The organism is Pseudomonas sp. WS 5021 (genome assembly GCF_012985535.1).
Taxonomy (GTDB): Bacteria; Pseudomonadota; Gammaproteobacteria; order Pseudomonadales; family Pseudomonadaceae; genus Aquipseudomonas.
The window spans coordinates 511,309-535,945 of sequence record NZ_JAAQWP010000005.1 but is presented as its reverse complement, the minus strand read 5'-3'; the positions used below and the strand labels follow the sequence as shown (position 1 = coordinate 535,945).

The following is a 24,637-nucleotide window of genomic DNA, read 5'->3' as shown; positions in this document are numbered from 1 at the left end:
CATGAGTTTTTTGTCCGTGCCAGAGCTGTTGCAGCGTGCCGCTGTGTTATTGCCGCAGATCGCCGAGGGCGCCGCCGAACGCGAGCGCACCCGGCAACTGCCCCATGAGCAGATCCGCCAACTGGCCGCAGCGCGCCTGCTGACCCTGCGTATTCCCCAGCGCTACGGCGGCAGCGAGTCCAGCGTGCGCGAGGTGGTGCAGTTCGTCATCGACCTGGCGGCGGTGGACTCCAATATCGCCCAGTCCCTGCGCCCCAGCTTTGCCTTTATCGAAAGCCTGCTGGTGCAGAAGTCCGAAGCCGAGCGCCAGCTGTGGTTTGCCCACTACTTGCAGGGCGAGGTGTTCGGCAATGCCGGCTGGGAAATCGGTGGCGCCAACGGCCAGGTCAGCGCGCGGATTGTGCCCCAGGGCGAGCACTTTCGCGCCAATGGCAGCAAGTACTACAGCACGGGCGCGTTGTATGCCGACTGGGTCAGTGCGGTGGCACTGGATGAAAACGAGGAGCCAGTGTCGTTCGTGGTGCCCCGCGACCGCGAAGGCCTGGAGCTGGTGGATGATTTCGACGCCATGGGCCAGCGCCTGACCGCCAGCGGCACCACGCGCCTGAACAACGTGCTGGTGCGCCGCGAGGAAATCCGCACGCGGGTGGTGGAGGAAGGCCAGCGTTCGATCATCACGCCGTTCCTGCAACTGTTCCTCGGCGCGGTGCAGGCCGGCATCGCGCGCAATGCCTTGAACGATGCGGTGGCCTTTGCAAGGGACCATGCGCGGCCGATCAAGCACAGCAGCGCCAGCCGCTCGGTGGACGACCCCTATGTGGAGTTTTCCGTGGGTGAGATCTCGGCCCGTGCGTTTGCCGCCGAAGCGGTGGTGTTGCGCGCCGCCGACACCCTCGACGCGGCCTGGGCCGAGGAGTTGAGCCATGAGGCCGTGACCCGCGCCGCTATTGATGTGGCCCAGGCCCAATACATCGCCGCCGAGTCGGCACTCAAGGCTGGCGAGCTGCTGTTCGACGTCGGCGGCGCCTCCACCACCGGGCGCAGCCATAACCTCGACCGGCACTGGCGCAATGCGCGCACCGTGGCCAACCACAATCCCCGGCACTGGAAAGCCGCGGTGGTCGGCGCCTATCGGCTCAAGGGCACCGAGCCACCGACGTCGGGCTTGTTCTAGAGCCTTGCTCTCTGGTATTGCATAGCAACTGTCTGCGCTTTTGAGGAGTTCACCATGATTTACCGCACACTGGGCCAGTCCGGGCTCAAGGTCAGCGCACTGACCCTGGGCACCATGATGTTTGGCGAACAGACCAACACCGAAGACTCGCTGCGTATCATCGACAAGGCCTGGGACCAGGGCATCAACTTCATCGATACCGCCGACGTCTACACCGGCGGGCGCTCCGAGGAAATCGTCGGTGAAGCCATCAGCCGCCATCGCGCCGACTGGGTCGTCGCCTCCAAAGTCGGCTTTGGCCCGCCGGACGGCCTGCCCAACCGCAGCGGCCTGAACCGCAAGCGCATTTTCAACGCGCTGGAAGCCAGCCTCACCCGGCTCGACACCGATTACCTGGACATCTACTACCTGCACCGCGAAGACCACGACACCCCACTGGAAGTCACCATTTCGGCGATCGGCGACCTGATCCGCCAGGGCAAGATCCGTTACTGGGGGCTGTCCAACTATCGCGGCTGGCGCATCGCCGAAGTGGTGCGCGTGGCCGAGCGCCTGGGGGTCGACCGGCCGATCATCAGCCAGCCGCTGTACAACATCGTCAACCGCCAGGCCGAGGTGGAGCAGATCACCGCGGCGGCGGCCTACGGCCTAGGCGTGGTGCCCTACAGCCCACTGGCCCGTGGCGTGCTCAGTGGCAAGTACGCACCGGATATCAGCCCCGAAGCCGGCAGCCGCGCCGCACGCCAGGACAAACGCATCCTGGAAACCGAATGGCGCGTGGAGTCATTGCGCATTGCCCAACAGATCCAGCAATACACCCAGGGCCGTGGCGTGGGGATTGTCGAGTTTGCGATTGCCTGGGTCTTGAACAACCAGGCGGTCAGCTCGGCGATTGTCGGGCCGCGCACCGAGGCGCAGTGGGATGCCTATACCGGGGCGCTCGATGTGAAGATCAGTGCCGAGGATGAGGCGTTTATTGACTCACTGGTGACGCCGGGGCATGCGTCGACACCGGGGTTCAATGATGTAGGGCACTTTGTCTCGGGGCGCATTCACCGCCCCTGACCCCCTGTGGGAGCTGGCTTGCCTGCTCCCACATCAACCCAGCGGCACATCCAGGCTGACCTTGACCCGGTCCATCACCACGATGCTGCGAAACCATTTGATATTGCGGTTCTCGTAGAACAGCGTGCGGGCCAGGGTTTCGTAGGCCTTCATGGTTTCCACCACGATCACCAGCATGAAGTCGGCATCGCCGGTGACGTAATAGCACTGCTGCACCTCGGGGATCGACATCTGCACCTTGAGCACATCAAGGTCTTCGATATGGGTGCGCTCGGCGTGCACCTCCACCAGGATCGTGATCGGCTTGCCCACTGCATCCTGATTGATCACCGCCGTATTCGCGATGATCGCCCCACTCTGCTCCATGCGTTTGATGCGCCGCTGTACCGCTGCGGTCGACAGGTTTACCTGCTCGCCAATCACCCGCAGTGCGGTGGTGTTGTCGCGTTGCAGGTGCTTGAGAATCGCGCGGTCGAAATCATCCAGGGGCGGCTGGGGGCTGACGGGCATGCTGGCGAACCTTGGGCGTGAGAAAATTTCCCATAAGATGCCGCAAAACAGAGCAAACGTCTCACCTCAAAAGCAATATATTCCCACCTGAAATTCCCCCCTCTTTTGTTTGAATCGGTTTGGCGAGGACTGCGTGTCTAAAGGCGTTGTTTTATCGGTAGCGGCCTCGGTGTTGTTTGCCGTGATGTATTACTTCACATCACTGCTCACGCCATTGAGTGGCCTGGAGATTTTCGGTTGGCGCATGTTGCTGACCGTGCCGTGCATGACCGTGTTCATGGTGGTCAGCGGTGAGTGGCGCCAAGTGTGGGAACTGCTGCGATTGCTCGCGGGCAAGCCACTTCTGATCGGTGGGATTGTGCTGTCGTCGGTGCTACTGGGCGTGCAACTGTGGCTGTTTATGTGGGCGCCGCTTAACGGCCGCAGCCTGGATGTGTCCCTGGGCTACTTCCTGCTGCCGCTGACGATGGTCCTGACCGGGCGCCTGGTGTATGGCGAAAAGCTCTCGCGGCTGCAACTGATCGCGGTGGTGTTCGCGGCGATTGGCGTGCTCAACGAGCTGTACCAGGTGGGCGGTTTTTCCTGGGCCACGCTGCTGGTGATCATCGGTTACCCCATCTACTTCGTGCTGCGCAAACGCCTGGCGACCGATCACCTGGGCGGCCTGTGGCTGGACATGGCGCTGATGCTGCCGGTGGCGTTGTGGTTTGTCCAAAGTGGCGAACAGGGCTTCGCCGTGCTGGATGCACACAAAGGGCTATATGGGTTGATCCCGATGCTCGGGCTGATCAGTGCTTCGGCGCTGGTGTGCTACATCATCGCCAGCCGCTTGTTGGCGTTCAGCCTGTTTGGCCTGCTCAGCTATGTGGAGCCGGTGCTGTTGCTGGGGGTGGCGTTGCTGCTGGGGGAAAGCATCGGGCCGGGTGAATGGCTGACCTACATCCCGATCTGGCTGGCGGTGATGGTGCTGGTGTTCGAGGGGTTCAAGCACCTGATGCGCCAGCGTAGAGCCTGACCCAATAACTGCAGGAGCGAGCTTGCTCGCGAAGGACTCAAAGACACCGCGCCACCTCAGGTGGTACGCGTTATCGTTGACGTCAATCGCGAGCAAGCTCGCTCCTACAAAAAGCCAGGTCAGTCGGTGGTCAGTACGCCGCGACGGACCTGGTCACGCTCGATGGATTCGAACAGGGCCTTGAAGTTGCCTTCGCCGAAACCGTCATCACCCTTGCGCTGGATGAACTCGAAGAACACCGGGCCCATCAGGGTTTCCGAGAAGATCTGCAGCAGCAGGCGCTTGTCGCCGGCCACGGACGAGCCGTCCAGCAAGATACCCCGCGACTGCAACTGCTCCACCGGTTCGCCGTGGTTTGGCAGGCGGCCTTCGAGCATTTCGTAGTAGGTGTCTGGCGGCGCAGTCATAAAGCGCATGCCGATCTTCTTCAACGCGTCCCAGGTCTTGATCAGGTCGTCGGTGAGGAACGCCACGTGCTGGATGCCTTCGCCGTTGAACTGCATCAGGAACTCTTCGATCTGGCCTGCGCCCTTGGACGACTCCTCGTTCAACGGGATGCGGATCATGCCATCCGGCGCGCTCATGGCCTTGGAGGTCAGGCCGGTGTATTCGCCCTTGATGTCGAAGTAGCGCGCTTCACGGAAGTTGAACAGCTTCTCGTAGAAGTTGGCCCAGTAGACCATGCGCCCGCGATAGACGTTGTGGGTCAGGTGGTCGATGACCTTGAGGCCGGCGCCCACCGGGTTGCGGTCCACGCCTTCGATAAACACGAAGTCGATATCGTAGATCGAGTTGCCTTCACCGAAACGGTCGATCAGGTACAGCGGCGAGCCGCCGATGCCCTTGATGGCCGGCAGGTTCAGTTCCATCGGGCCGGTTTCGATATGGATCGGCTGGGCGCCGAGTTCCAGGGCGCGGGTGTAGGCCTGTTGCGAATCCTTGACGCGAAACGCCATGCCACACACCGACGGACCGTGCTCGGCGGCAAAGTACGAAGCGATGCTGTGGGGTTCGTTGTTGAGGATCAGGTTGATCGCGCCCTGGCGGTACAGGTGCACGTTTTTCGAGCGGTGGGTTGCCACCTTGGTGAAGCCCATGATCTCGAAGATCGGCTCCAGGGTGCCCGGGGTCGGCGATGCGAATTCGATAAATTCAAAGCCCATCAGGCCCATTGGGTTTTCGTATAGATCTGCCATGATTTGGCGCCTCATCATCTTTTTTAGAATTAAGTAAATTAATTGCCAGCAAGGATGAGGTGGGCAGGTGGCGCACAGGAAATGCCCCGCACGCTGCGGGCGAGGAAGTCACCGTAGATGAGTTGGAACCCGAGTAGCTTCATGGTTGAGTCATTCTCTTACGGGCGTCTCTGACGGACGAGGCCTGCATGGAAACAGGCGCTTATTCTTGTATGCGTAAACGGATTCTACACAGCGTAAACAGCTTTGTCCGTATTCCTTATCAAATCCTTATGCCCGTACGGGTGCAAGGGGTTTATTGCACAGTGTTCGCTACATGAGTGCGGGTGTTGCCATGGTCGTCCAGGGTGGTGAAGTGCACCAGCGCCACGCCCGACGCCTGCCCCGGCGCGCCATGCAGGGTAACGATTGCACTGGATCGGGGGGCAAGCATCGGCGGATCATCGTTGCGGTACTGGCGCCCCTCGCTCCCCAGCACAATGCTGGTCAAGCTCACATGGTAGGCACTGGCGTTGTGCACATGCAGGGTGCCCGCCTTGGGCAAGCGCCACTCCAGGCCTTCGGCGGCCTCCTCCGCTCGCCCTGGCAACAGTGGCGGGCGCAGGAACAGTTTGATGCGGCTGCGCAAGGCGAACTGCACGCTGTGGGCCGCATCCGTCTGCGGCGGGATACCCAGTACGTTGAGCCAATACACCTGCTCCACGCCCCCTTGCGCCGGCTCGCCATCATAGGCCACGCGCAACGCCTGGGCCTGGCCGGCGTCCATGCGCAGGATCGGCGGGGTCACGGTGAACGGTACGTCACTGTATTCAGGGCGCACCAGGGGGTCGCCTGCGTCAATCCAGACCTGTACCAGCCGTGGGTTATCCGCCTCATTGCTCAGGTTGAGCGTGACCTGGCCCACGGCTGCCGGGTAAATCAGGCGGGTGCGGTCAAGCACGATTTCCCCATGGGCACTCCAGGCCAGCAGCCAACCCAGTACGCCCGCTGCCAGACGTGCCCTGGCCCCGCTCATCGGTAGCTCAAGGTAAAGGTGGCCAGCCCGTTGGCCGTGCCGGGATGCACGGTAGGCTCGGTTTGCAGGTACCGCGCCGTCAGCGGTATGCGAACCGTGCCATTGCCCGTACTGCCGGCCGACCATTGGTTGGGGTTGCCAATACCACTGGCGTCCGGCCCGTAGCTGACGACGGCGTTGCCGTGCAGCAGTTGCAGGGCGAGGCCACGGGCGGTGGAATCTTGCGTCAGCGTCAGGCGCTCGCCACGGTTGGCCGGTTGAGTTTGGTCGGTGAGTGTCACCCACACATCCAGCCTGCCCCCTGTGCCGCCCGCGCACTGCAACTCAATCTCGCGGCTAGCACCACCGGCGACGCTGCCCACGCCGGTGAACGCGGTGGCTGCCACGCTGCCCAGATCGATCGGCACCGAGGGTGTGGATACCGAACAGGTAGGTTTCAACGGCGGCCCCACCACCACGGTGGCGAAAGTGAACAAATGGACCGCGTGAAAATCAGGATGGACCCTGAACTCTGCAAAGGGCTGCGCGAATACCACCCCACCCTGGATCGCACCGGTGACAAAAAACACCACGCGCACGCGCACGCCCCAGGAGGCCAGGCCGGGACGTAGCGGCCCGCGCAGGATCGACACGCCTTGATTGATGCTTTTCCATTCACCGCCATCGCGGTCCTGTGCCATCAAGCCATAGCCCACACCTTGCAGGCCGGTGGTAAAGATCGGCAGCGATAACCCGGAGTGGCCAAAATACTTGCCGGTAAAGCGCATGTTCCTTGCCACGCTGATATACGACCAATGATCCACGCTCACGCCCACGCCATAGGTGCAATCCTGCGCGTCTGGGGATTGCAGCGCATAGCCCTGGGGGTCGCCCAGCACTTGGCCCACCCGGGGGTTAGCCGGCACGCTGATGGAGGCAATCGAAAGCGCCACGGGAGGCGCGGGCGTGCAACTGGCATTGGCGTGCACCTCGGCTGCGGCCAGCAGCGCGAGCAGGCCTAGAAGGCATGCCTTGGCGCTCATCGTGCGGTCACCTCGCGCCCGGCCGCCACGCCTACGCATTGCCCTTGCAACAGGTCGGCGTGGGCTTGGCGCCGCGTTGCCTGGGGTTGCAGGCGATAGTGGATGTAGCAACGGTCAGCGGCGGTCTCGCTCCACTTCACAGTGAGCGTGCCCTGCTCGGCAATGCCCCTGACAAAGGCCTTGCTGGCCTGGCCAATCACCCCGACTTCGCTGCCGTGCTCATCAAACACCTGGGCGGCGAATGGCAACGGCTTGCCGTTCTCGCGCAGGGCCTTGACCACCACTGCCCGCCCGACCACCGTGGCAAAGCGCAAGCGGGCGATGGCCCCGGCGGTGGGCACGATGCGTTGGCTGGTCTCTTGCAGTTCCACGTCATAGGCGCTGCCCTCGGGGTCGATACCCACGGTATTGGCCTGGAACGCCCGCAGCGACGGCACCACGGCGTAGCCGTTGCGGTCGACCCGCAGGTGATTGCCATTGCTCAACCGTGCACCCTGGGCAGCGGGCACATGGACCAGGGCGGCCGCCTCGCCGAGGTAGTGCGAGAACGTCAGGCCGTCTGCATGGGCCACCAGGCCGCCGTCGGCGCTCAATGAAAGCTGGCTGCTGTCGCGGTTCTGCCCATACCCCAGCCGCAGGGCGGCCGTGCTGGCGTTGTACCCGGCATAGGCATTGACACTGCCCTGGCTCGCCCCCTCGGCCGAGGCGCGGGTGCCGGCGATGCCGTAGTTGAGCGTGGCGTCATCATCGAGCATGCCGTTGATGCCCAGTTGTTGCTGGCTGCCGCGACTGCCTCCGGTACTGCGAGTCAAGGTGCTGGTCAGGCTCGGTGCGCGCGGGCTGCTGCCCAGGGGCAGAGACACTGTCAGCATCACGCGATTATCGACGTTGCCGGCGTTATCCGAACGGGCCAGCAATACCGGCGCGTGTTCGTCTTGATGATTGCTCCGGTCTGGGGCTTGGACCCGCGAACGCTGGGCGCTGAGGTTCCAGTTGAGGCGGCGCCAACTGGCGCCATAACTCAGGTGATATGCGGTTTCGCGCCCCAGGCGCGGGCCCCAGTATTGGGTCGAACTGGCATAGAACCCCAGGGTGCCCGCCCCCGCCTGCTGGCTGATGGTCAGGTCCAGGCGCGTCTTTTGCCGGGCGTAGCTGCCAATATCCTGGCCCCGGCGCCCCAGCTCCCGCACATTGACTGCGTCGGTGAGGTTCAGGTAGCCCTCGGTGGAAAAACGATAGGCGCCCAATACCAGGTGCGTACCGGTTTGCGACAGTTGCCGGTCGAAGCCCAGGCCGACGTTCTGCCCCGACAGCACCCCCTGCCCAGGGACATGCGTGCGCGAATCGGTGGCGTCCAGCGAAAATGCACCCAGGGTGGTATTCAGCGCCACACCCGCTTTGCCCTGGGCGTAACCTTCAGAAAAACTGCTGCCGCCATACAGCGTCAGGTCGTCCAGCAGACCATGCTGGAGTGTCCCTTCAAACGCCAGGGGGGCCCGGCCCTCGACGCCATTCTGGCGGACCTGGCCCAGGGTCATGCCGTACCGGCTGGCGCTGCGCCGCAGCAGGTGCGGTGCCACGGAAAACGGCACGCTGTAACTGTATTGGCGACCGTCGATTTCCTTGACGCTGACGCTCAGGTCGCCGCCACCTGTGGGGTACAGGTCGTTGATCACAAACGGACCGGGGGCCACGGTGGTTTCGTAGAGCGTATAGCCGTTCTGACTGACGGTGACGGTGGCATTGCTGTCGGCCATTCCTCGCACCACTGGCGCATAACCCTGTTGTGAAGGCGCCAGCATTTGCTCGTCGGTGCCCAGGCTGAGGCCACGCATGCGGGTACTCTCCAGGATCTGCCCGCTGCTGAAGCTGTCGCCCAGGGTCAGGCGCGATTGCCAGGCCGCGAGGCTGCGTTGCACATAGATCGCGCTGCTCTGGTAGCGCTCGGCACCGCTTCGCGAGTTCCAGGCCTGCGTGCCCTGGTGGCGCAAACGCCAACTGCCGAGGTTGAGGCCGGTGTTGAGCCCCAGGTAGGCCCGGTCTTCGCCACTGCCGGCGGTCATGGTCGAGGCGCTGAAGTTGTAGCTGAGCAAGCCGGCATTGATGCCTTCGTCCCATTGGCGGGGGTCGATGGCATCTCGGGCCGTCGGGGTCAGGTAGAGCTGGGGCACGCTAAGGGCCAGCTGCAGCGCACCGCTATCGACGCTGCTGGAGGCCATGGGGATCCATTGGCCAAGATCCCCGCACAATGGGCCTGGGGAGACGGGCTGGTTTGGCGCCACGCCCAGTCGGGTCAACAGCGGCCAGTCCAGGCACGGCACGACGTCGTCCTGCACCGCAATAAAGTCCAACGCATGGCGCCCGGCAGGCGCGCCGTTGAGCAGTACATCGACCCGGTACTTGCCGGGCGCCAGGGTGTCGTGGCGGTTGAAGCGGGAAATATCCACGCCCGCTGCAAGGCCACTGGAAAACGCCTCAAGGTCGAAGGTGACCGAAGCTGCCAGGACCTCGGGGCAGATCAAGGCCACCACCATTGCGGGAAAGTACAGAGCACGCAGGGCAATACACCCCCGCGCCCACCGTTGCAGGTAAAAAAACATAAGTCAGGCTTCGCGTTACTAAAGAGGCGCCCAGCGCGGCACGGAGAAACCACCGAAATCGTCGATGTACTGGAATTGCACCCGGGCGTCGGCGGGCACCGTCTGCACCAGAGGAGGCAGGGCAAGGTCGAGGCTGGCATAGGGCGCGACCATGCCTTGCTGGTCGGTGGGCACCGCTTGGCCGCCCATCACCAGCGCGACCTCATGGAATGTCACATGGAAGGGCGACGGGTTGGTTACCCGCAGCACCGCCGGCTTGCCGGTATGCAAGGTCCAGGTCAGTTGCCCCGGCGCATCATGGGCGTTGCCCGTCAGGCCCTGGGGCCGGAAAAACACCTTGGTGCGAATGCGAAAGGCAAACCGCAGCTGGTTCTGGCGCTCCTCCTCGGCCTCGGTTTGCGCCGGTCGGGCCTGGGGCGGCACCTCCAGCACGTTGAGCCAGAACAGCGACTCCCTGTCCCCGGCCAGCGGCTCCCGGGTATAGGCCAGGCGTATGGACTGGCTCTTGCCCGGGTCCAGGCGAAACACCGGCGGGCTGATGCTGAACGGTACCTCACTGTGTTCCGCCAACTGCCGTGCATCACCGTCGTCCATCCACACCTGCACCAGGCGTGCGGCCTGTTGATCATCGTTGCGCACCTGTACGGTGATTTCCCTGCGCGCCTCGGCGTAGACCTGGCGTGTACCACTTAGGATCACCCCGGCCTGTGCCTGCGCGAAGGCCAGGCACAGGCACAGCGCAACCTTTAGGCGTGATAGGCAACCCATGCTGCGTACCCTCGATTTTTCAGGCGATCAGGGAAAGATCACCGAGTACTGCACCGCCGTAGTCACCAGCCCGACTCCCGCCGCGCCGCCGGTGGCGATGTAACGTGCCGCAAAGGGCATGGTCGCCAGCCCGCCGGTGACCGTGGCCGTGGTCGAGGCGTGGCCGCTGCGCAAATCCATGGGCCTTTGGGTTGCACCGTCGACAATTTGCACTTCCACTTTGGCCGCCGCAGTCTTGGGCGCGGTATTGCGCAAATTGCCCGTGGCCGGGTTGATGGCCGGGCTGGTGCTCTCATACAGCACCGCCACTTTGGTCGCATCTGCGCAACTGGCGCCGCCGCCCACGTAGATAAAGAACGGTTTGGAGCTGGCGGTTGCCCCCGCCGTGGACAGGGCGCTGGCCTGGACCTTGTCGAGGACTACCGGGAAGTTCGCCCCGGAGCCTGGGGCACCGCCGGTTCCACCGCTGATGGTGCAGGTGGTGCCGGTGATTTCGCCGGTCAGGGTGATGGTGCCGTCGGCAGCAGAGGCCGTAGGTATGACGAAACCACAAGCAAGCAGCAGGGCAATGGCCAGGACATTGTTTTTCATTACGCACGTGTTCCTATGTGTTAGATCGAGCCCCGCTCAAACGCCACGCAGGCATAAGCCCGCCCGCGAAATTTGGGCTTGATGACGCGAAAGAGTTGGTTTTTGAATGCAGCGTCTATATGGGGCTGCAGTTTTTTTGACAAGCATTGATCCAGGCAATAACGCAATAGACCAATCAGCTTTTCCTCGTCAAAATATGTTGCAAAGTTTGGCAAGGTTGAAAAACACGCACAACTGGCCAAGTAGCTAGGTCAACGCGTTTAAAGTGCTTATTTCCATAGGGCAACTATCATTTCATTCGTGTATCTGACGCCTCGCCTGTAGCCGTTGCCAGGCCCCTCCCTCATTCTGCTACAGGCCGCGTAAATGCCACTCACCATCAAAGGCCCGCGCAAGCGCGCCGCCCGCTACTTGATCACGGTCCTGTGCGGCATGCTGCCGATTCTGCTAGGGGTGGTGATCCTGTACCTGCAGGCCCAGCGCACCCTGGAAAACAGCACCGCGCAGACGGCTATCGAGGCCGTGCGCCAATTCGACCTGATGCTCGACAACACCGCCCTCGCCGCCCAGGACCTACTGCCGCTGGCGGGCCAGGACTGTGACAATGCGGCAAAACTGGCGCTGCGCGAGCAAGTCACCCGGCGCCCCTTTGTCCGTGCAACCACCCTGTCGTTTAAAAAGTCCATTTATTGCAGCTCGTTGTTTGGCGGCGACTATGTGTCACCGGTCAACCCGGACGATTACGTCAATGGTCGCCTGTGGCTGATGAAGGGCAACCCCGTCACCCCCGATACCGCCTTGTTGGTTTATCGGCTGGTGGACGGCGACAAAGCGGCGTTTGCCTCGATTGACGGTTACCACCTGACAAACGCCCTGCGCCTGATCAGCCGTTATGCCGACCTGGTATTGCAGGTCGGGCCCAATTGGCTGGGTAGCGACGGCAAAGTGCGCGACACTGCGCTACCGGTGTTTGCCGTGGCCCATCACCACCTCGACTCCCAGCGTTACGCCTACAGCGTGGAGGCCGGCATGCCCGAAGGGGAAGTCTGGCGTTACATGCAAGCCCGGTACCCGCCACTGTTCAGCCTGCTGGTGTTTTTCGGCGTATTGGCCGGCGTGCTCGCGCACTGGCTGCAAAAGCGCTCCAGCGCACCGACCCATGAACTGCAGCGGGCGCTGGGCGCCAATGAGTTCGTGCCCTATTACCAACCGGTGGTGCGCGGTGACAACCTGCAATGGGCCGGCTGTGAAGTGCTGATGCGCTGGAAGCATCCAAAAGAAGGCCTGGTTCGCCCGGACCTGTTTATTCCCCTGGCCGAGCATTCAGGGCTGATTGTGCCCATGACCCGGGCATTGATGCGCCAGGTGGCCACACAGCTGGCACCCCATGCCGATCGCCTGGGCGGGAATTTCCATGTGGGGATCAATATCACCGCCCGGCACTGCCAGGACCTGGAGTTGGTGCAGGACTGTCGGGAATTCCTCGCGGCCTTCCAGCCCGGGCAAGTCCTGTTGACCCTGGAGCTGACCGAACGCGAACTGATCGAGCCCACCGACGTGACCCGCCAGTTGTTCCAGGCCCTGCACGAACTGGGGGTGATGATCGCCATTGATGACTTCGGCACCGGCCACTCCAGCCTGGGTTATTTGCGTAACTTCAATGTTGACTACTTGAAGATTGATCAAAGCTTTGTGGCAATGATCGGGGCCGATGCTTTATCGCGGCATATACTCGATAGCATCATCGAGTTATCGGGCAAGCTTGACTTGGGCATCGTCGCCGAAGGCGTGGAAACCCAAGAGCAATGCGATTATCTGGCAGCGCAAGGCGTGGACTTTTTGCAAGGTTACCTGTTTGGCCGCCCAGTGCCTTTTGACGCATTCATTAAGTCTTTGCGTGGTGCTTGAATATCGATCTAGCATCATCATGAAATATTGTTATTTATACAAAGGACATGATTTACTCGTGGCTCATTAACTACTACAATTTTTCCTGCCTGTGCTGAATCGGCAGGAGAGCCACTTTTACCGAGTCATGCCGAGGCTCTTGGCTTATAGCTTTGTTTACAGTTGGTATCAGCCAAATACACTATTGGAGTAAATATTTTGTCCAGACTCGCCGAATTTCGTGCCGCAGAAAAAGCCCTTCAAGAGCAGCTCGCCCAGCTGGAATCCCTGAAGAACGATGCTGGCTTGAAGAAAGAAATCGAATTTGAAGAAAAGCTTCAAGGGCTGATGAAAACCTACGGCAAGAGCCTGCGTGACATCATCTCCATCCTTGATCCAAACCCGGGCAAATCGGGAATCCAAGCGGCAGCCGCACCTAAAACCCGCCGCGCACGCGTGGTCAAGGTGTATCACAACCCACACACTGGCGAACTGATTGAAACCAAGGGCGGCAACCACCGCGGCCTGAAGGCCTGGAAAGAACAGTATGGCGCAGCCACTGTAGATTCCTGGTTGCGCGGCTAATACCGGCGCACTAATAAAAAGCCCCGCAGATGCGGGGCTTTTTTTGTTTGTGCACTGCGATTTCGCGGCCCGTGGCTTTGGAACGTGGACTTCCAAACACATTCCACTTGGTACAAATTCACCGACCAGTGGCTGTTCGCTGCGCCCTTATAGTTATGTGTTTTTTTGTAACTGCGCCATGTCAGGCATCTAGCCATCGCCCATCAAAGTTTCAGGCTCGCACGTACCTCACTGACTTCTTCCTTGCTCGACTCATAGGCTTGAGCTTGCCCGGCGTATGAAAAAACATAGGCCTTATTCGCATCAACAGCGCCTACCAGTGTTTGCGAGAGCACATGCCGACCATTCTCGGTAATCACGCAGGTAGTTTCCAGGGCCTCAAGATGACTCAAGGTAGTCGGGTGCATCTTGTTGCAGACACTTTGATAACCACTGCGGGCAAAGTCCTTCTGGATGGACTTGCGCATTTCCAGCAGCACACCTTGCAGATTGACCACATGCCCAGGCTCGATCGGGGTGCCCGTCAGCTCCATGACCATCTGTGTCTCGCCGTTTTCGTTGTTCTTTATCGCACGTTGGCGAGATACCGGCGACGGTGTGGCCGGTGCATCGGCATCCGCCACCACTTCCTCCACCTGCCAGCCGCTGGGCCAGTGAATCTCGGGATCTGCCGCCAATACAGCAGTACTGGCCAAGATCAGGCACACGGTGCTCAACAGCGGTTTGTTCAGTCGGCTCATTGCAAAAAACACTCGGAGTTCAAGCCGCAAAGTTTGAGCCTGCACGTAGGATAGTCGCAAGGCCCGTGTCAGCTTTTTCATTTGGCGTGGCTGGCGCGGCTTGCGTATCATGGCCCGGCTGCACGGATGCCTGTCAGCCGCAAGCCAAAGGACCGCTCAAGTCACGAGCCGCGTCTGCCCCATTTTTTTCTGGAGGGCCCATGAGCCTGCACGAATTGAACACCTTCCCGGGCGTCACCGCCCAACCCGACACCGCTACTGCGAACTTCGTGTTCAACCACACCATGCTGCGGGTCAAGGACATCACCAAATCGTTGGACTTCTACACCCGCGTCCTGGGGTTTTCCCTGGTTGAAAAGCGCGACTTCCCGGAAGCCGAATTCAGCCTGTACTTCCTCGCCCTGGTCGACAAGGCGCAGATCCCAGCCGATGCCGCCGCACGTACCCAGTGGATGAAGTCGATCCCGGGCATCCTGGAACTGACCCACAACCACGGCACCGAGAACGATGCCGACTTTGCCTACCACAATGGCAACACCGACCCGCGCGGGTTTGGCCATATCTGCATTTCGGTGCCGGATATCGTGGCGGCCTGCGAGCGGTTTGAAGCGTTGGGCTGTGACTTCCAGAAGCGCCTGACGGATGGGCGCATGAAAAGCCTGGCGTTTATCAAGGACCCGGACGCGTACTGGGTTGAGATCATCCAGCCAGCACCGCTGTAAACCGGCTTGATGCCCCAGCAGGAGGGTATCACCGTGGTGTTTGCCTGCATCGCAGGCAAACCAGCGCCCACAAAAGCAACGGCCACAAAAAACCCATGATCTCTCATGGGTTTTTTAGTTTCAGGCCTTACGCTCGGATCAGGTGATCAAAAGCACTCAAGGAAGCCTTGGCGCCCTCGCCCACCGCAATCACGATCTGCTTGTACGGCACCGTAGTCACGTCACCTGCGGCAAACACGCCTGGCAGTGACGTCTCGCCACGGGCATCGACAATGATCTCGCCACGGGGCGACAACTCCACCGTGCCCTTGAGCCAATCGGTATTGGGCAGCAAACCGATCTGCACAAAGATGCCTTCCAGGTCGATGGTCTTGAACTCGCCGGTATCGCGGTCCTTGTAGGCCAGGCCGGTGACTTTCTGGCCATCACCCTTGACCTCGCTGGTCAGCGCACTGGTGATCACGTCAACGTTCGGCAGGCTGTAGAGCTTGCGCTGCAATACCGCGTCGGCGCGCAACTTGCTGTCGAACTCGAGCAACGTGACATGGCTGACAATACCGGCCAGGTCGATGGCCGCTTCAACACCGGAGTTACCGCCGCCGATCACCGCCACGCGCTTACCCTTGAACAGCGGGCCATCGCAGTGTGGGCAGAAACACACACCCTTGGCCTTGTACTCCTGCTCGCCCGGCACGCCCATTTCGCGCCAGCGCGCACCGGTGGCCAGGATCACGGTCTTGGACTTGAGGGTCGCCCCGCTCTCGAAGCGAATTTCGTGCAGCTCACCGGGATTTTTCGCCGGGATCAGGCTGCTGGCGCGCTGTAGGTTCATGATGTCCACGTCGTACTGACGCACGTGGGCTTCCAGGGCGCTGGCCAGTTTCGGGCCTTCGGTTTCCTGTACCGAGATAAAGTTCTCGATGGACATGGTGTCCAGCACTTGCCCACCAAAACGCTCGGCGGCCACCCCCGTGCGGATACCTTTACGCGCGGCGTAGATAGCCGCGGCAGAACCTGCCGGGCCACCACCGACGACGAGTACATCAAAGGCGTCCTTGGCGCTGATTTTCTCGGCCGCTTTTTCGATACCGCTGGTGTCGAGCTTGGCGAGAATTTCTTCCAGGCCCATGCGGCCCTGGCCGAAGTTCACACCGTTGAGGTAGACGCTGGGCACTGCCATGACCTGGCGCTCGTCGACTTCAGCCTGGAACAGTGCGCCGTCGATAGCGACGTGGCGGATGTTCGGGTTGAGCACAGCCATCAGGTTCAGCGCCTGGACCACGTCCGGGCAGTTCTGGCAGGACAGCGAGAAGTAAGTCTCGAAGCTGAACTCGCCTTTCAGGCTGCGAATCTGCTCAATCACTTCGACACTGGCCTTCGACGGGTGGCCACCGACTTGCAGCAGGGCCAGCACCAACGAAGTGAATTCATGACCCATGGGGATGCCGGCAAAACGCAGGCTGATATCGGCACCCGGGCGGTTGATGGAGAACGATGGCTTGCGCGCGTCATTACCATCGGTTTTCAGGCTAATCAGCGTGGTGAGGCTGGTTACGTCCTGCAAAAGGGCAAGCATTTCCTGGGATTTCGCACCGTCGTCGAGGGAGGCGACGATCTCGATCGGCTGGGTGACCCGTTCCAGGTATGACTTCAACTGAGCTTTAAGATTGGCGTCCAACATACGGGCGATTTCCTATTTCAAATCAATTCGGTAAAAAAAAACGCCCGAGCGAATCTCGCCCGGGCGTTTTTGAGGGCGGTGCGGCTTACTTAAGGTGCGGCAATCCGCCCTTGATACTTCACAGACTTAGATCTTGCCGACCAGGTCCAGGGACGGAGCCAGGGTAGCCTCGCCTTCTTTCCACTTGGCTGGGCACACTTCGCCTGGGTGGGCAGCAACGTACTGGGCCGCCTTGATTTTGCGCAGCAGTTCGGAAGCGTCACGACCAACACCGCCGTCGTTCAGCTCAACGATCTTGATCTGGCCTTCAGGGTTGATCACGAAGGTGCCACGGTCTGCCAGGCCAGCTTCTTCGATCAGCACGTCGAAGTTGCGGGAGATGGTCAGGGTCGGGTCGCCAATCATGGTGTACTGGATCTTGCCGATGGCTGGCGAGGTGTTGTGCCAGGCAGCGTGGGCAAAGTGGGTGTCGGTGGACACGCTGTAGATCTCGACGCCCAGTTTCTGGAATTCGGCGTAGTTGTCAGCCAGGTCTTCCAGTTCGGTTGGGCAGACGAAAGTGAAGTCGGCTGGGTAGAAGAACACGACAGACCACTTGCCTTTCAGGTCAGCGTCCGACACGTCTACGAAGTTGCCGTTTTTGTAAGCGGTGGCTTTGAACGGTTTTACTTGGCTGTTGATGATAGGCATCGTTGACTCTCCGTCAGGGGTTAGTAAGTTGATGGGTGAATCCTACCCAGTCTCATCGCCGATGGCTCATTGGCAAACCTGATGCTTGCGATTGGTTTTGGCTATCAACCAGCTGTATTAATAGAAGAAATCTTAAAGCAGCGGTTCGCGGGCCTGAGTCATGCCAAGAAAGGGCGTCGCTTCAACATAGCGCATGGCTGACTTCATGTCCTTCCAGCCGACATACGTCATCAGCGACTTCAAATCCCAGCCGCTGCGATGGGCCCAGGTGGCAAAGCCACGGCGCAGGGAGTGGCTGGTGTATTGCTCGGCGGCAATGCCGGCCCGCCCGAGGGCCTGGCGCAGCAGCGGGATCACGCTGTTGGCATGCAACCCCTCCTCACCCAGGTTGCCCCAGCGATCGATCCCGCGAAACAGCGGGCCGCGCACCAGGGCCGAGGCACTCAGCCATTCGCTATAGGCCTGTACCGGGCACAGGCGCAGCAGCGCCGGGGTTTGATAGGTCTGGCCGAGGTTCTCGCGGTCGCTCTTGCTGCGCGGCAGGTACAGGGTGATGCCCGCGCCTGGTACCGCCTGGACATGCTCGATCTGCAAACGGCACAGCTCATCACTGCGAAAGCCGCGCCAAAAGCCCAGCAGGATCAAGGCCGTGTCGCGCTTGGCACGCAGCCAGCGCGGTCGATCGCCCTCTGCCCGCGCCTGCTCGGCATCACGCTCAAGCCAGCCGACCACTTGCTCCAGATGCTTGAGTTGCAAGGGTTCAGCCTGTTTTTCCTGGGCCGGGTGCAAGGCGCGAATGCCCTTGAGCACCTTGCGCACTACCGGCGCCTTGGTCGGATCGGGAAAACCCTGGCTGGTGTGCCATTGCGCCAGCGCCGAGAGCCGCAGTTTCAGCGTATTGACCGCGAGCATCCCGGCATAGGCCACCAGGTATCGGGCCACGCTGTCGCTGGTGGCGGGCAGGAAGCCGCCCCAACTCACCTCAAAGTGTTCGATGGCAGCGCGATAGCTGCGACGGGTGTTATCGCGGGTGGCGGCGTTCAGGTATCGATCTAGTTCACTCATGCCGCGATCGCCGGCAAGCCGGCTCCTACAGAGGTTGGTGTACGGGAACTGCGCCCGGAGAGGGTCCGGCACGTCATGACACGGGATAATACGCCAATATCCCACCTGTTAAATGATGAATTTCAACGTGTTTTTATTCGTGATATAGTATGTATGTACATAATACATACCACAGTATCAAATCGACGGAGACCCCATGGCACGCGGTGGCATCAACAAAGCAGTAGTTCAAACGGCACGCCTGGCAATTCTCGCCCGCGGCGAAAACCCCAGCATTGATGCGGTGCGCATCGAAATGGGTAATACCGGCTCGAAAACCACCATTCACCGCTATTTAAAAGAGCTCGACGAGAGCGAAACCCGCCTCACCATCACCGAAGCCCCCATCGACGACGAGCTCGGCGAACTGGTGACACGCCTGGCCCAGCGCCTGAAAGAGAAAGCCCAGGAGCCCATCGACCTGGCCCTGGCCCAGTTCGAACAGCAAAAAAGCGCCCTGCTCGCCCAGGTAGAAGCGCTTGAAGCCGCACACAGCCAACTCCAGCAGCAATTTGATATCCAGGGCACCGCCCTCGCCGAAGAAAGCGCCGCGCTGCAAACCGCCAGCACCAGCCTGCAGACCGAGCAAACCCGTAACGCCGGGCTTAGCCAGGCGTGCAGCGACTACGAGCTACGGCTCTCGGACAAGGACGAACAGATTCGTTCGCTGGAAGAAAAGCACCTGCACGCCCGCGATGCCCTTGAGCACTACCGCAATGCCATCAAGGATCAGCGCGAACAGGAGCAGCGCCGCCACGAAGGCCAGCTGCAACAACTGCAGGCTGAATTGCGCCAGGCACAGCAGAGCGCCCTGGTGCGCCAGGACGAGATCACCCAACTGCATCGCGACAATGAGCGGCTATTGATTGAACACCGGGTTACGGCGAAGGAATTGGCTGCCCTGCAGGAGCAAAGCCGCAAGGCTCAGGCCCAGCAACTCAAGCTGAGCGAACAGGTGAGCGTGATCGACAGCGAACGCACCCTGCTCCAGGAGCGCCTGCGGGTAGCGGTGCTGGACAGCCAGTCACGCCAGGAGGCACTGGCCGAGCAACAGCACAGCTACAAAGCCGTGGAACTGGACCTGATCAAGGCCCAGGCCACCATCGAGGCGCTGCGCCTGGCTGCCGTCGTTGCAACGACGCCAGAGGCAGCGGCCCAGGCCTGATCAGCCAGCAACTGGCGTGCGCATGGTGACGAATTCTTCCGCCGCCGTAGGATGCACGCCGATGGTCTCGTCGAAATGCTGCTTGGTCGCCCCCGCCTTGAGGGCGATCGCCAGGCCCTGGACGATCTCGCCCGCCTCCGGCCCAACCATGTGGCAACCCAACACCTTGTCGGTGTCGGCATCGACCACCAGCTTCATCAGGGTGCGCTCCTGGCACTCGGTCAGGGTCAACTTCATCGGCCGGAAGCGGCTTTCGAAGATCTGCACGTTATGCCCATCGGCCCTAGCCTGCTCTTCGCTCAAGCCTACGGTGCCGATGTTCGGCAGGCTGAACACCGCCGTCGGGATCATCGCGTAGTCTACCGGGCGGTATTGCTCAGGCTTGAACAGGCGACGCGCCACGGCCATGCCTTCGGCCAATGCCACAGGCGTCAACTGCACGCGGCCGATCACGTCGCCAATGGCCAGGATCGAAGGCTCGGCGGTCTGGTACAGGTCGTCGACCGCGACAAAACCACGCTCGTCCAGCTTGACCCCGGTGTGCTCCAGGCCCAGGTTATCCAACATCGGGCGCCGCCCAGTGGCGTAGAACACGCAATCGGCCTCCAACACACGACCGTCCTTCAGGGTGGCCTTGAGGCTGCCATCGGCCTGTTTGTCGATACGCGCGATATCGGCGTTGAATTGCAGGTCCAGGCCGCGCTTGGTCAGTTCTTCCTGCAAATGCTTGCGCACCGCACCATCGAAGCCACGCAGGAACAGATCGCCGCGATACAGCAGCGATGTCTGTGCGCCCAGACCATGGAAAATCCCGGCAAACTCCACCGCAATATAACCGCCGCCCACCACCAGCACACGCTTGGGCAGCTCTTTAAGGAAGAACGCCTCATTGGAGCCGATAGCGTGCTCGCGCCCCGGAATCTCGGGAATCTGCGGCCAGCCGCCAGTGGCGATCAAGATATTCTTGGCGGTGAAGCGCTCTCCATTGATCTCGACCTCGTGCGCCCCGGTCAGGCGCGCGTGGCCTTCGTGAAGGGTCACGCCACTGTTGACCAGCAGGTTGCGGTAAATGCCATTGAGGCGATTGATCTCGCGGTCCTTGTTGGCGATCAGCGTCGCCCAATCAAAGTCCGCCTCGCCCAGGGACCAGCCAAAACCGCTGGCCTGCTCGAAGTCTTCGGCAAAGTGCGCGCCATAGACCAGCAGCTTTTTCGGCACACAGCCCACATTCACACACGTCCCGCCCAGGTAGCGGCTTTCCGCCACGGCGACCTTCGCGCCAAACCCTGCGGCAAAGCGTGCCGCCCGAACGCCACCGGAACCGGCGCCAATTACATAAAGATCAAAATCGTAGGCCATTTCACTCTCCTCGGCAGGGCATCAGGATACCCGCTTGTACCCAAAAAACCAGAAAGCCACCCGAAGGTGGCTTTCTTGAGACTCAACAGGCCATGCTTAATCAGTAAGCCTTGCCAGTCTTGTAGAAGTGCTCGTAGCAGAAGTTGGTCGCCTCGATGTAGCCTTCGGCGCCACCGCAGTCAAAACGACGACCCTTGAACTTGTAGGCAATGACGCAACCGTCCTTGGCCTGCTTCAACAATGCGTCGGTGATCTGGATTTCGCCGCCCTTGCCGGGCTCGGTTTCTTCGATCAGCTTGAAGATATCCGGGGTCAGGATGTAGCGACCGATGATCGCCAGGTTCGACGGGGCATCTTCCGGCGCTGGCTTCTCGACCATGTCGCGCACACGGATCAGGCCATCGCCAATGTCGTCGCCAGCGATCACGCCGTACTTGTTGGTTTCCGAAGGATCGACTTCCTGCACTGCAACGATGGTGCAGCGGTATTTCTGGTACAGCTTGACCATCTGGGTCAAGACGCCGTCGCCTTCCAGGTTCACGCACAGGTCGTCCGCCAGGACCACGGCAAATGGTTCGTCACCGATCAGCGGGCGACCGGTAAGGATGGCATGGCCAAGGCCTTTCATCTGGGTCTGACGGGTGTAGGAGAACGAGCACTCGTCGAGCAGCTTGCGGATACCGACCAGGTATTTTTCCTTGTCGGTGCCCTTGATCTGGTTTTCCAGTTCATAGCTGATGTCAAAGTGGTCTTCCAGGGCGCGCTTGCCACGACCGGTGACGATGGAGATTTCGTTCAGGCCGGCATCCAGTGCCTCTTCGACGCCGTACTGGATCAGTGGCTTGTTTACCACCGGCAGCATTTCTTTAGGCATGGCCTTGGTCGCTGGCAGGAAGCGAGTGCCGTAACCGGCTGCTGGGAACAAGCATTTCTTGATCATATAAGTCCTTAATAAGGGCTGTGCGTACGAAATTCGGCGCAGTCTAATCAGGCCGCAGCCACCTTACAATGGGCGCTGCTGGCGTTGCGATGTCAACATAGAGAAAAAATGTCGGCGTTAGTTCCGCCCATGTTCAAACAAGCGGCCCCAACGGCACCGGAGAAAACCCAGCATCCCCTGATTTCAAAGGGCCATATCCTTTTTAGCACGCTTTATGGGGTTCGGCACTGACCTGCAACAACTTACGCGCCCCCATGGCATTTGGCGCTATCATTGCCAGCTTGAACACCAGACCACGAGATTGTTAATAGATGTCAGAACCCAAAGGCGTAAACGGCTACCTGATCACCAAGCGAGCAGACGGCTGGCACCTGATCAACTTTCACGGCGACAGCGTTGCCGGCGTATTCGCCACCGAAAGCCAGGCGATTGCGGTAGCCGAAGTATTTGTGGATGAAGCCGGCCACGCGTCGAGCAAGCGACCCAAGGGCAAATAAGCCTCTGCGGTTGCGCATGAAGCCCCGGTGAACGGGGCTTTTTTGTGATTGTCTGTACCTTGATGGCCGTTCGCTATAATCTCGCTGAAACGCCCCACAACAGTGTCAGCGCGCCCCTTAACACTTCTCAACGACGAACCTTACATGAACAAGATCCTGGCACTGACCTCGGTACTGGCGCTCGCCGGCTGCACCACCACTTCCGACATTTACCTGAAAAACGGCGAACAAGGCCTGACCATTGACTGTTCGGGCGAGGCCAATTCCTGGGCCAGTTGCTACGAAAAGGCCGATGCCTCCTGCGCCGGCACCGGTTACCGCATCGTCGGCACCGAAGGCACGCCAGCCTTGAAGGAAAGCGACAAGACCCTGGGCGCCGATGTGGGCAACTTCAAGGGTCGCAGTGTAGTGGTGGTCTGCAAGTAAGCTGGGCGGCTACATGTGAATCTCGGCGAACTTGATGCCGAGGCTGCGAATGGTGTCGATCAGGTCATCGAGTTTTTCAAAGGATTCGACCTCGTCCTGGTCATCCACCAGGAAAAAGCTGCGCCCGCCGCTTTTCTTGAAAAACACGATCCACTCCCCCGAATTGGCCGGATTTTGAATCACATGGGTCGCAGAGATATGACCCTCTGCATGCCGCTCTTTGACGCGCTCACGTTTCATAATTGCTTTTCCAGAATGACAATGCCGCTCAAACCCCGGGGCTTGAGCGGCATTTTTTGTGTTCAGACAACAGTTTAACGGATGCCTTGGCCAATCAGCACGCCGTCTACCGTTTGCCCGTACAGGTTCACCCCATCATTGGCATGGAACTTCACGCGGGTTTTCTCCACCGAGCCATCTACCAGGCGCGGATCCTGCGGGCGCTCATGGCGATTGACATAGGCCGCTACGTCCCAGGCCTGCTGGTCGCTCAAGCTGCCGCCCTTGCCCAGCGGCATGTTGTGCTTGATGAAGGACGCTGCGGTGTTGACCCGATGCATACCGGCGCCCCAGTTGTAGGAATCCTTACCCCACAACGGTGGCATCACGTAGCTGTCGCCCACCTTCTGCCCCTGCCCTTCGGCGCCATGGCACACCGCACATTGCGCCTTGTACACCTCGGCACCCTGCGCGAGGTTGTAGCCTTTGGCCGGTTGTGGCACCTCCGGGTAGCCACGCCCCGGCAACTCCACGCCCAAGGGTGCCTTGCTCGCCAGCCAGTAGGCATAGGTCGACAGCGCAGCAATCTCATGGCTGTCCGCTGCCGGTGGCGTGCCGCCATCCATGCTGAACTGGAAACAGCCCTGCAGGCGCTCGGCAAAGGAGTTGACCTTGTCATTCTTCTTACGGTACGCCGGGTACATAGGGTACGCCCCCCACAGGGGCGTGGAATTGGCCAGGCGCCCCTGATCCAGGTGACAGTTGCTGCAATTGAGGCCGTTGCCGACAAACTGCGGCGCCAGGCGCTTGGTATCGACGAACAACGCATAGCCCTGCATCACCAGCTTGCCGTAGGCGTTGTCAGGCAGTTCGCTTTCCTGGGGCGGCTGGAACGCCTTGGCGGCGGGGACCGCAGCCGGCACCTGCAGTTGCGACTGATCTTCCATGGCAATCGGTGCGGCCAACGCCGGGACACTGATCAACGCGGCCAACACGGGTGCAAATGACAGATTCTTCATGGCTTGACCTCCTGGCCAGGCAAGGAGGCGAAGTAATTGGCGATACCCTGCACTTCGTCATCCGTCAGGGATTTGGCCACGTGCCCCATCAGGTCATTGGGGTCGTTGCGCCGAGTGCCACCGCGCCAGGCATTGAGCTGGGCAGCCAGGTAGGCCGCGGACTGCCCGGACAGCGGCGGGAACGCCTCGCCAACCCCCACGCCCGAGGGGCCATGACAGCTGACGCACGCCGGAATCTGCCGTTCCCAGGCGCCTTGCAGCGCCAGTTTTGCAGCGGGACTGTTCGGCGTAGCACTACGATGGCCGACGGCCACGGCAGGTGCCGGCATCGCCGCCAGTGTCTGGGTCACCGCCGCGATTTCTTCCTCGGTAAGCGCCTTGGCCAGCGACGTCATCACCGGGTTGCTGCGCGTGCCACTCTTGAAATCATGCAGTTGCTTGCTCAAATAAGCCGCCGGCAACCCCGCAAGCCTCGGAAAACCCGCAGCAGCCAACCCCAGGCCATCCGCCCCGTGGCATGCCATGCACGCCGCCGCGCCAGGCTGCGCGCCACCTTCACTGAATATCTTGTTGCCCTCCAGCGCCTGCGCGCTGCCGAGCATGAGTAGCAAGGCGCCACCCATCAACACTCTCTCCACAGACATCAT

Annotated in this window: 25 protein-coding genes; 9 read left to right on the top strand and 16 right to left on the bottom strand. The window is 60.9% G+C overall.

All coding sequences use genetic code 11. The annotated features are described in order from the left end of the window. Position 1: 1 nt before the first annotated feature. Together HBO19_RS18930 and HBO19_RS18925 are read left to right on the top strand one after the other, a co-directional pair. Positions 2 to 1,174, top strand: a complete 1,173-nt coding sequence (locus HBO19_RS18930) for an acyl-CoA dehydrogenase family protein (RefSeq protein ID WP_170058070.1) — start codon at positions 2 to 4, stop codon at positions 1,172 to 1,174. Between the two features lie 54 nt (positions 1,175 to 1,228). Continuing rightward, the gene (locus tag HBO19_RS18925) at positions 1,229 to 2,239 is read left to right on the top strand and encodes an aldo/keto reductase (protein ID WP_170041526.1); all 1,011 of its coding nucleotides are present in this window, start codon (positions 1,229 to 1,231) and stop codon (positions 2,237 to 2,239) included. Between the two features lie 33 nt (positions 2,240 to 2,272). Here the strand turns inward: HBO19_RS18925 and HBO19_RS18920 are convergent, their stop codons facing one another. Continuing rightward, on the bottom strand, positions 2,273 to 2,749 hold the full coding sequence (locus HBO19_RS18920) for an Lrp/AsnC family transcriptional regulator (protein ID WP_169955850.1): 477 nt from the start codon (positions 2,747 to 2,749) through the stop codon (positions 2,273 to 2,275). A 133-nt stretch (positions 2,750 to 2,882) separates the two neighbouring features. Between HBO19_RS18920 and rarD the strand changes: the two genes are divergently transcribed. Continuing rightward, positions 2,883 to 3,764 carry an EamA family transporter RarD gene (gene rarD / locus HBO19_RS18915; protein WP_170058069.1) on the top strand — a complete coding sequence of 294 codons (882 nt, stop codon included), beginning with the start codon at positions 2,883 to 2,885 and terminating at the stop codon, positions 3,762 to 3,764. Between the two features lie 119 nt (positions 3,765 to 3,883). Here rarD and hppD read toward each other — a convergent pair whose 3' ends face one another. The 6 genes from hppD to HBO19_RS18885 all read right to left on the bottom strand — a co-directional run bounded on the left by hppD (position 3,884) and on the right by HBO19_RS18885 (position 10,956). Continuing rightward, positions 3,884 to 4,960: a 4-hydroxyphenylpyruvate dioxygenase gene (gene hppD, locus HBO19_RS18910; RefSeq protein WP_057440066.1), complete on the bottom strand. Its 1,077-nt coding sequence runs from the start codon at positions 4,958 to 4,960 to the stop codon at positions 3,884 to 3,886. 295 nt (positions 4,961 to 5,255) lie between these two features. Continuing rightward, a complete protein-coding gene (locus HBO19_RS18905; protein ID WP_170058068.1) occupies positions 5,256 to 5,975 on the bottom strand; it encodes a molecular chaperone in 720 nt (239 codons plus the stop codon). Next, entirely contained in the window at positions 5,972 to 6,997 is a 1,026-nt protein-coding gene (locus HBO19_RS18900) for a fimbrial protein (protein ID WP_170058067.1), read from the bottom strand. Before HBO19_RS18900 ends, HBO19_RS18905 begins: the two co-directional genes overlap by 4 nt. After that, a complete protein-coding gene (locus HBO19_RS18895; RefSeq protein WP_170058066.1) occupies positions 6,994 to 9,597 on the bottom strand; it encodes a fimbria/pilus outer membrane usher protein in 2,604 nt (867 codons plus the stop codon). Before HBO19_RS18895 ends, HBO19_RS18900 begins: the two co-directional genes overlap by 4 nt. An 18-nt stretch (positions 9,598 to 9,615) precedes the next feature. Beyond that, positions 9,616 to 10,365, bottom strand: a complete 750-nt coding sequence (locus tag HBO19_RS18890; RefSeq protein WP_169955841.1) for a fimbria/pilus periplasmic chaperone — start codon at positions 10,363 to 10,365, stop codon at positions 9,616 to 9,618. Positions 10,366 to 10,392: 27 nt separating this feature from the next. Next, entirely contained in the window at positions 10,393 to 10,956 is a 564-nt protein-coding gene (locus HBO19_RS18885; protein ID WP_169955840.1) for a fimbrial protein, read from the bottom strand. A 366-nt stretch (positions 10,957 to 11,322) separates the two neighbouring features. Here HBO19_RS18885 and HBO19_RS18880 point away from each other — a divergent pair, with 366 nt between their 5' ends. Both HBO19_RS18880 and HBO19_RS18875 read left to right on the top strand, forming a co-directional pair. Continuing rightward, positions 11,323 to 12,864: an EAL domain-containing protein gene (locus HBO19_RS18880; RefSeq protein WP_169955839.1), complete on the top strand. Its 1,542-nt coding sequence runs from the start codon at positions 11,323 to 11,325 to the stop codon at positions 12,862 to 12,864. Positions 12,865 to 13,062: 198 nt separating this feature from the next. Then, complete coding sequence (locus tag HBO19_RS18875) at positions 13,063 to 13,428, top strand: histone-like nucleoid-structuring protein, MvaT/MvaU family (RefSeq protein ID WP_038441053.1); 366 nt, start codon at positions 13,063 to 13,065, stop codon at positions 13,426 to 13,428. A 203-nt stretch (positions 13,429 to 13,631) separates the two neighbouring features. Here HBO19_RS18875 and HBO19_RS18870 read toward each other — a convergent pair whose 3' ends face one another. Further along, positions 13,632 to 14,168 carry a DUF4946 domain-containing protein gene (locus HBO19_RS18870; protein ID WP_262381009.1) on the bottom strand — a complete coding sequence of 179 codons (537 nt, stop codon included), beginning with the start codon at positions 14,166 to 14,168 and terminating at the stop codon, positions 13,632 to 13,634. A gap of 200 nt (positions 14,169 to 14,368) precedes the next feature. Between HBO19_RS18870 and gloA the strand changes: the two genes are divergently transcribed. After that, positions 14,369 to 14,890 carry a lactoylglutathione lyase gene (gene gloA / locus HBO19_RS18865; RefSeq protein ID WP_169955837.1) on the top strand — a complete coding sequence of 174 codons (522 nt, stop codon included), beginning with the start codon at positions 14,369 to 14,371 and terminating at the stop codon, positions 14,888 to 14,890. A gap of 127 nt (positions 14,891 to 15,017) precedes the next feature. Here the strand turns inward: gloA and ahpF are convergent, their stop codons facing one another. The 3 genes from ahpF to HBO19_RS18850 all read right to left on the bottom strand — a co-directional run bounded on the left by ahpF (position 15,018) and on the right by HBO19_RS18850 (position 18,326). Continuing rightward, entirely contained in the window at positions 15,018 to 16,571 is a 1,554-nt protein-coding gene (gene ahpF, locus HBO19_RS18860; protein WP_169955836.1) for an alkyl hydroperoxide reductase subunit F, read from the bottom strand. A gap of 126 nt (positions 16,572 to 16,697) precedes the next feature. Further along, positions 16,698 to 17,261, bottom strand: a complete 564-nt coding sequence (ahpC, locus tag HBO19_RS18855; RefSeq protein WP_010210361.1) for an alkyl hydroperoxide reductase subunit C — start codon at positions 17,259 to 17,261, stop codon at positions 16,698 to 16,700. Between the two features lie 132 nt (positions 17,262 to 17,393). After that, complete coding sequence (locus HBO19_RS18850; protein ID WP_170058065.1) at positions 17,394 to 18,326, bottom strand: site-specific integrase; 933 nt, start codon at positions 18,324 to 18,326, stop codon at positions 17,394 to 17,396. A gap of 196 nt (positions 18,327 to 18,522) precedes the next feature. Here HBO19_RS18850 and HBO19_RS18845 point away from each other — a divergent pair, with 196 nt between their 5' ends. Beyond that, positions 18,523 to 19,530 (top strand): DNA-binding protein, encoded by a 1,008-nt coding sequence (locus HBO19_RS18845; RefSeq protein ID WP_170058064.1) that lies wholly within the window; start codon positions 18,523 to 18,525, stop codon positions 19,528 to 19,530. Here HBO19_RS18845 and gorA read toward each other — a convergent pair whose 3' ends face one another. Beyond that, positions 19,531 to 20,889, bottom strand: coding sequence for a glutathione-disulfide reductase (gene gorA / locus HBO19_RS18840; RefSeq protein WP_170058063.1), 1,359 nt, complete (start codon positions 20,887 to 20,889; stop codon positions 19,531 to 19,533). Positions 20,890 to 20,989: 100 nt separating this feature from the next. After that, positions 20,990 to 21,829 carry a UTP--glucose-1-phosphate uridylyltransferase GalU gene (gene galU, locus HBO19_RS18835; protein WP_029294645.1) on the bottom strand — a complete coding sequence of 280 codons (840 nt, stop codon included), beginning with the start codon at positions 21,827 to 21,829 and terminating at the stop codon, positions 20,990 to 20,992. Between the two features lie 311 nt (positions 21,830 to 22,140). Here galU and HBO19_RS18830 point away from each other — a divergent pair, with 311 nt between their 5' ends. Continuing rightward, positions 22,141 to 22,326, top strand: coding sequence for a hypothetical protein (locus HBO19_RS18830; RefSeq protein ID WP_076960784.1), 186 nt, complete (start codon positions 22,141 to 22,143; stop codon positions 22,324 to 22,326). Between the two features lie 144 nt (positions 22,327 to 22,470). Beyond that, the gene (locus HBO19_RS18825; RefSeq protein WP_169955832.1) at positions 22,471 to 22,752 is read left to right on the top strand and encodes a hypothetical protein; all 282 of its coding nucleotides are present in this window, start codon (positions 22,471 to 22,473) and stop codon (positions 22,750 to 22,752) included. 9 nt (positions 22,753 to 22,761) lie between these two features. Here the strand turns inward: HBO19_RS18825 and HBO19_RS18820 are convergent, their stop codons facing one another. From HBO19_RS18820 to HBO19_RS18810, 3 genes are all read right to left on the bottom strand, one after another. Next, a complete protein-coding gene (locus HBO19_RS18820) occupies positions 22,762 to 22,992 on the bottom strand; it encodes a hypothetical protein (protein WP_169955831.1) in 231 nt (76 codons plus the stop codon). Positions 22,993 to 23,066: 74 nt separating this feature from the next. Then, positions 23,067 to 23,990, bottom strand: coding sequence for a c-type cytochrome (locus tag HBO19_RS18815; RefSeq protein ID WP_169955830.1), 924 nt, complete (start codon positions 23,988 to 23,990; stop codon positions 23,067 to 23,069). Continuing rightward, positions 23,987 to 24,637 (bottom strand): c-type cytochrome, encoded by a 651-nt coding sequence (locus HBO19_RS18810; RefSeq protein WP_170058062.1) that lies wholly within the window; start codon positions 24,635 to 24,637, stop codon positions 23,987 to 23,989. Before HBO19_RS18810 ends, HBO19_RS18815 begins: the two co-directional genes overlap by 4 nt.

Excerpts from the sequence above, each read along its gene's own strand:
- HBO19_RS18930 (WP_170058070.1), top strand. The coding sequence starts at position 2 with ATGAGTTTTTTGTCCGTGCCAGAGCTGTTGCAGCGTGCCGCTGTGTTA.
- HBO19_RS18925 (WP_170041526.1), top strand. The coding sequence starts at position 1,229 with ATGATTTACCGCACACTGGGCCAGTCCGGGCTCAAGGTCAGCGCACTG.
- HBO19_RS18920 (WP_169955850.1), bottom strand. The coding sequence starts at position 2,749 with ATGCCCGTCAGCCCCCAGCCGCCCCTGGATGATTTCGACCGCGCGATT.
- hppD (WP_057440066.1), bottom strand. The coding sequence starts at position 4,960 with ATGGCAGATCTATACGAAAACCCAATGGGCCTGATGGGCTTTGAATTT.
- HBO19_RS18905 (WP_170058068.1), bottom strand. The coding sequence starts at position 5,975 with ATGAGCGGGGCCAGGGCACGTCTGGCAGCGGGCGTACTGGGTTGGCTG.
- HBO19_RS18900 (WP_170058067.1), bottom strand. The coding sequence starts at position 6,997 with ATGAGCGCCAAGGCATGCCTTCTAGGCCTGCTCGCGCTGCTGGCCGCA.
- HBO19_RS18895 (WP_170058066.1), bottom strand. The coding sequence starts at position 9,597 with ATGTTTTTTTACCTGCAACGGTGGGCGCGGGGGTGTATTGCCCTGCGT.
- HBO19_RS18890 (WP_169955841.1), bottom strand. The coding sequence starts at position 10,365 with ATGGGTTGCCTATCACGCCTAAAGGTTGCGCTGTGCCTGTGCCTGGCC.
- HBO19_RS18885 (WP_169955840.1), bottom strand. The coding sequence starts at position 10,956 with ATGAAAAACAATGTCCTGGCCATTGCCCTGCTGCTTGCTTGTGGTTTC.
- HBO19_RS18880 (WP_169955839.1), top strand. The coding sequence starts at position 11,323 with ATGCCACTCACCATCAAAGGCCCGCGCAAGCGCGCCGCCCGCTACTTG.
- HBO19_RS18870 (WP_262381009.1), bottom strand. The coding sequence starts at position 14,168 with ATGAGCCGACTGAACAAACCGCTGTTGAGCACCGTGTGCCTGATCTTG.
- gloA (WP_169955837.1), top strand. The coding sequence starts at position 14,369 with ATGAGCCTGCACGAATTGAACACCTTCCCGGGCGTCACCGCCCAACCC.
- ahpF (WP_169955836.1), bottom strand. The coding sequence starts at position 16,571 with ATGTTGGACGCCAATCTTAAAGCTCAGTTGAAGTCATACCTGGAACGG.
- ahpC (WP_010210361.1), bottom strand. The coding sequence starts at position 17,261 with ATGCCTATCATCAACAGCCAAGTAAAACCGTTCAAAGCCACCGCTTAC.
- HBO19_RS18850 (WP_170058065.1), bottom strand. The coding sequence starts at position 18,326 with ATGAGTGAACTAGATCGATACCTGAACGCCGCCACCCGCGATAACACC.
- HBO19_RS18845 (WP_170058064.1), top strand. The coding sequence starts at position 18,523 with ATGGCACGCGGTGGCATCAACAAAGCAGTAGTTCAAACGGCACGCCTG.
- gorA (WP_170058063.1), bottom strand. The coding sequence starts at position 20,889 with ATGGCCTACGATTTTGATCTTTATGTAATTGGCGCCGGTTCCGGTGGC.
- galU (WP_029294645.1), bottom strand. The coding sequence starts at position 21,829 with ATGATCAAGAAATGCTTGTTCCCAGCAGCCGGTTACGGCACTCGCTTC.
- HBO19_RS18830 (WP_076960784.1), top strand. The coding sequence starts at position 22,141 with ATGTCAGAACCCAAAGGCGTAAACGGCTACCTGATCACCAAGCGAGCA.
- HBO19_RS18825 (WP_169955832.1), top strand. The coding sequence starts at position 22,471 with ATGAACAAGATCCTGGCACTGACCTCGGTACTGGCGCTCGCCGGCTGC.
- HBO19_RS18820 (WP_169955831.1), bottom strand. The coding sequence starts at position 22,992 with ATGAAACGTGAGCGCGTCAAAGAGCGGCATGCAGAGGGTCATATCTCT.
- HBO19_RS18815 (WP_169955830.1), bottom strand. The coding sequence starts at position 23,990 with ATGAAGAATCTGTCATTTGCACCCGTGTTGGCCGCGTTGATCAGTGTC.
- HBO19_RS18810 (WP_170058062.1), bottom strand. The coding sequence starts at position 24,637 with ATGATGTCTGTGGAGAGAGTGTTGATGGGTGGCGCCTTGCTACTCATG.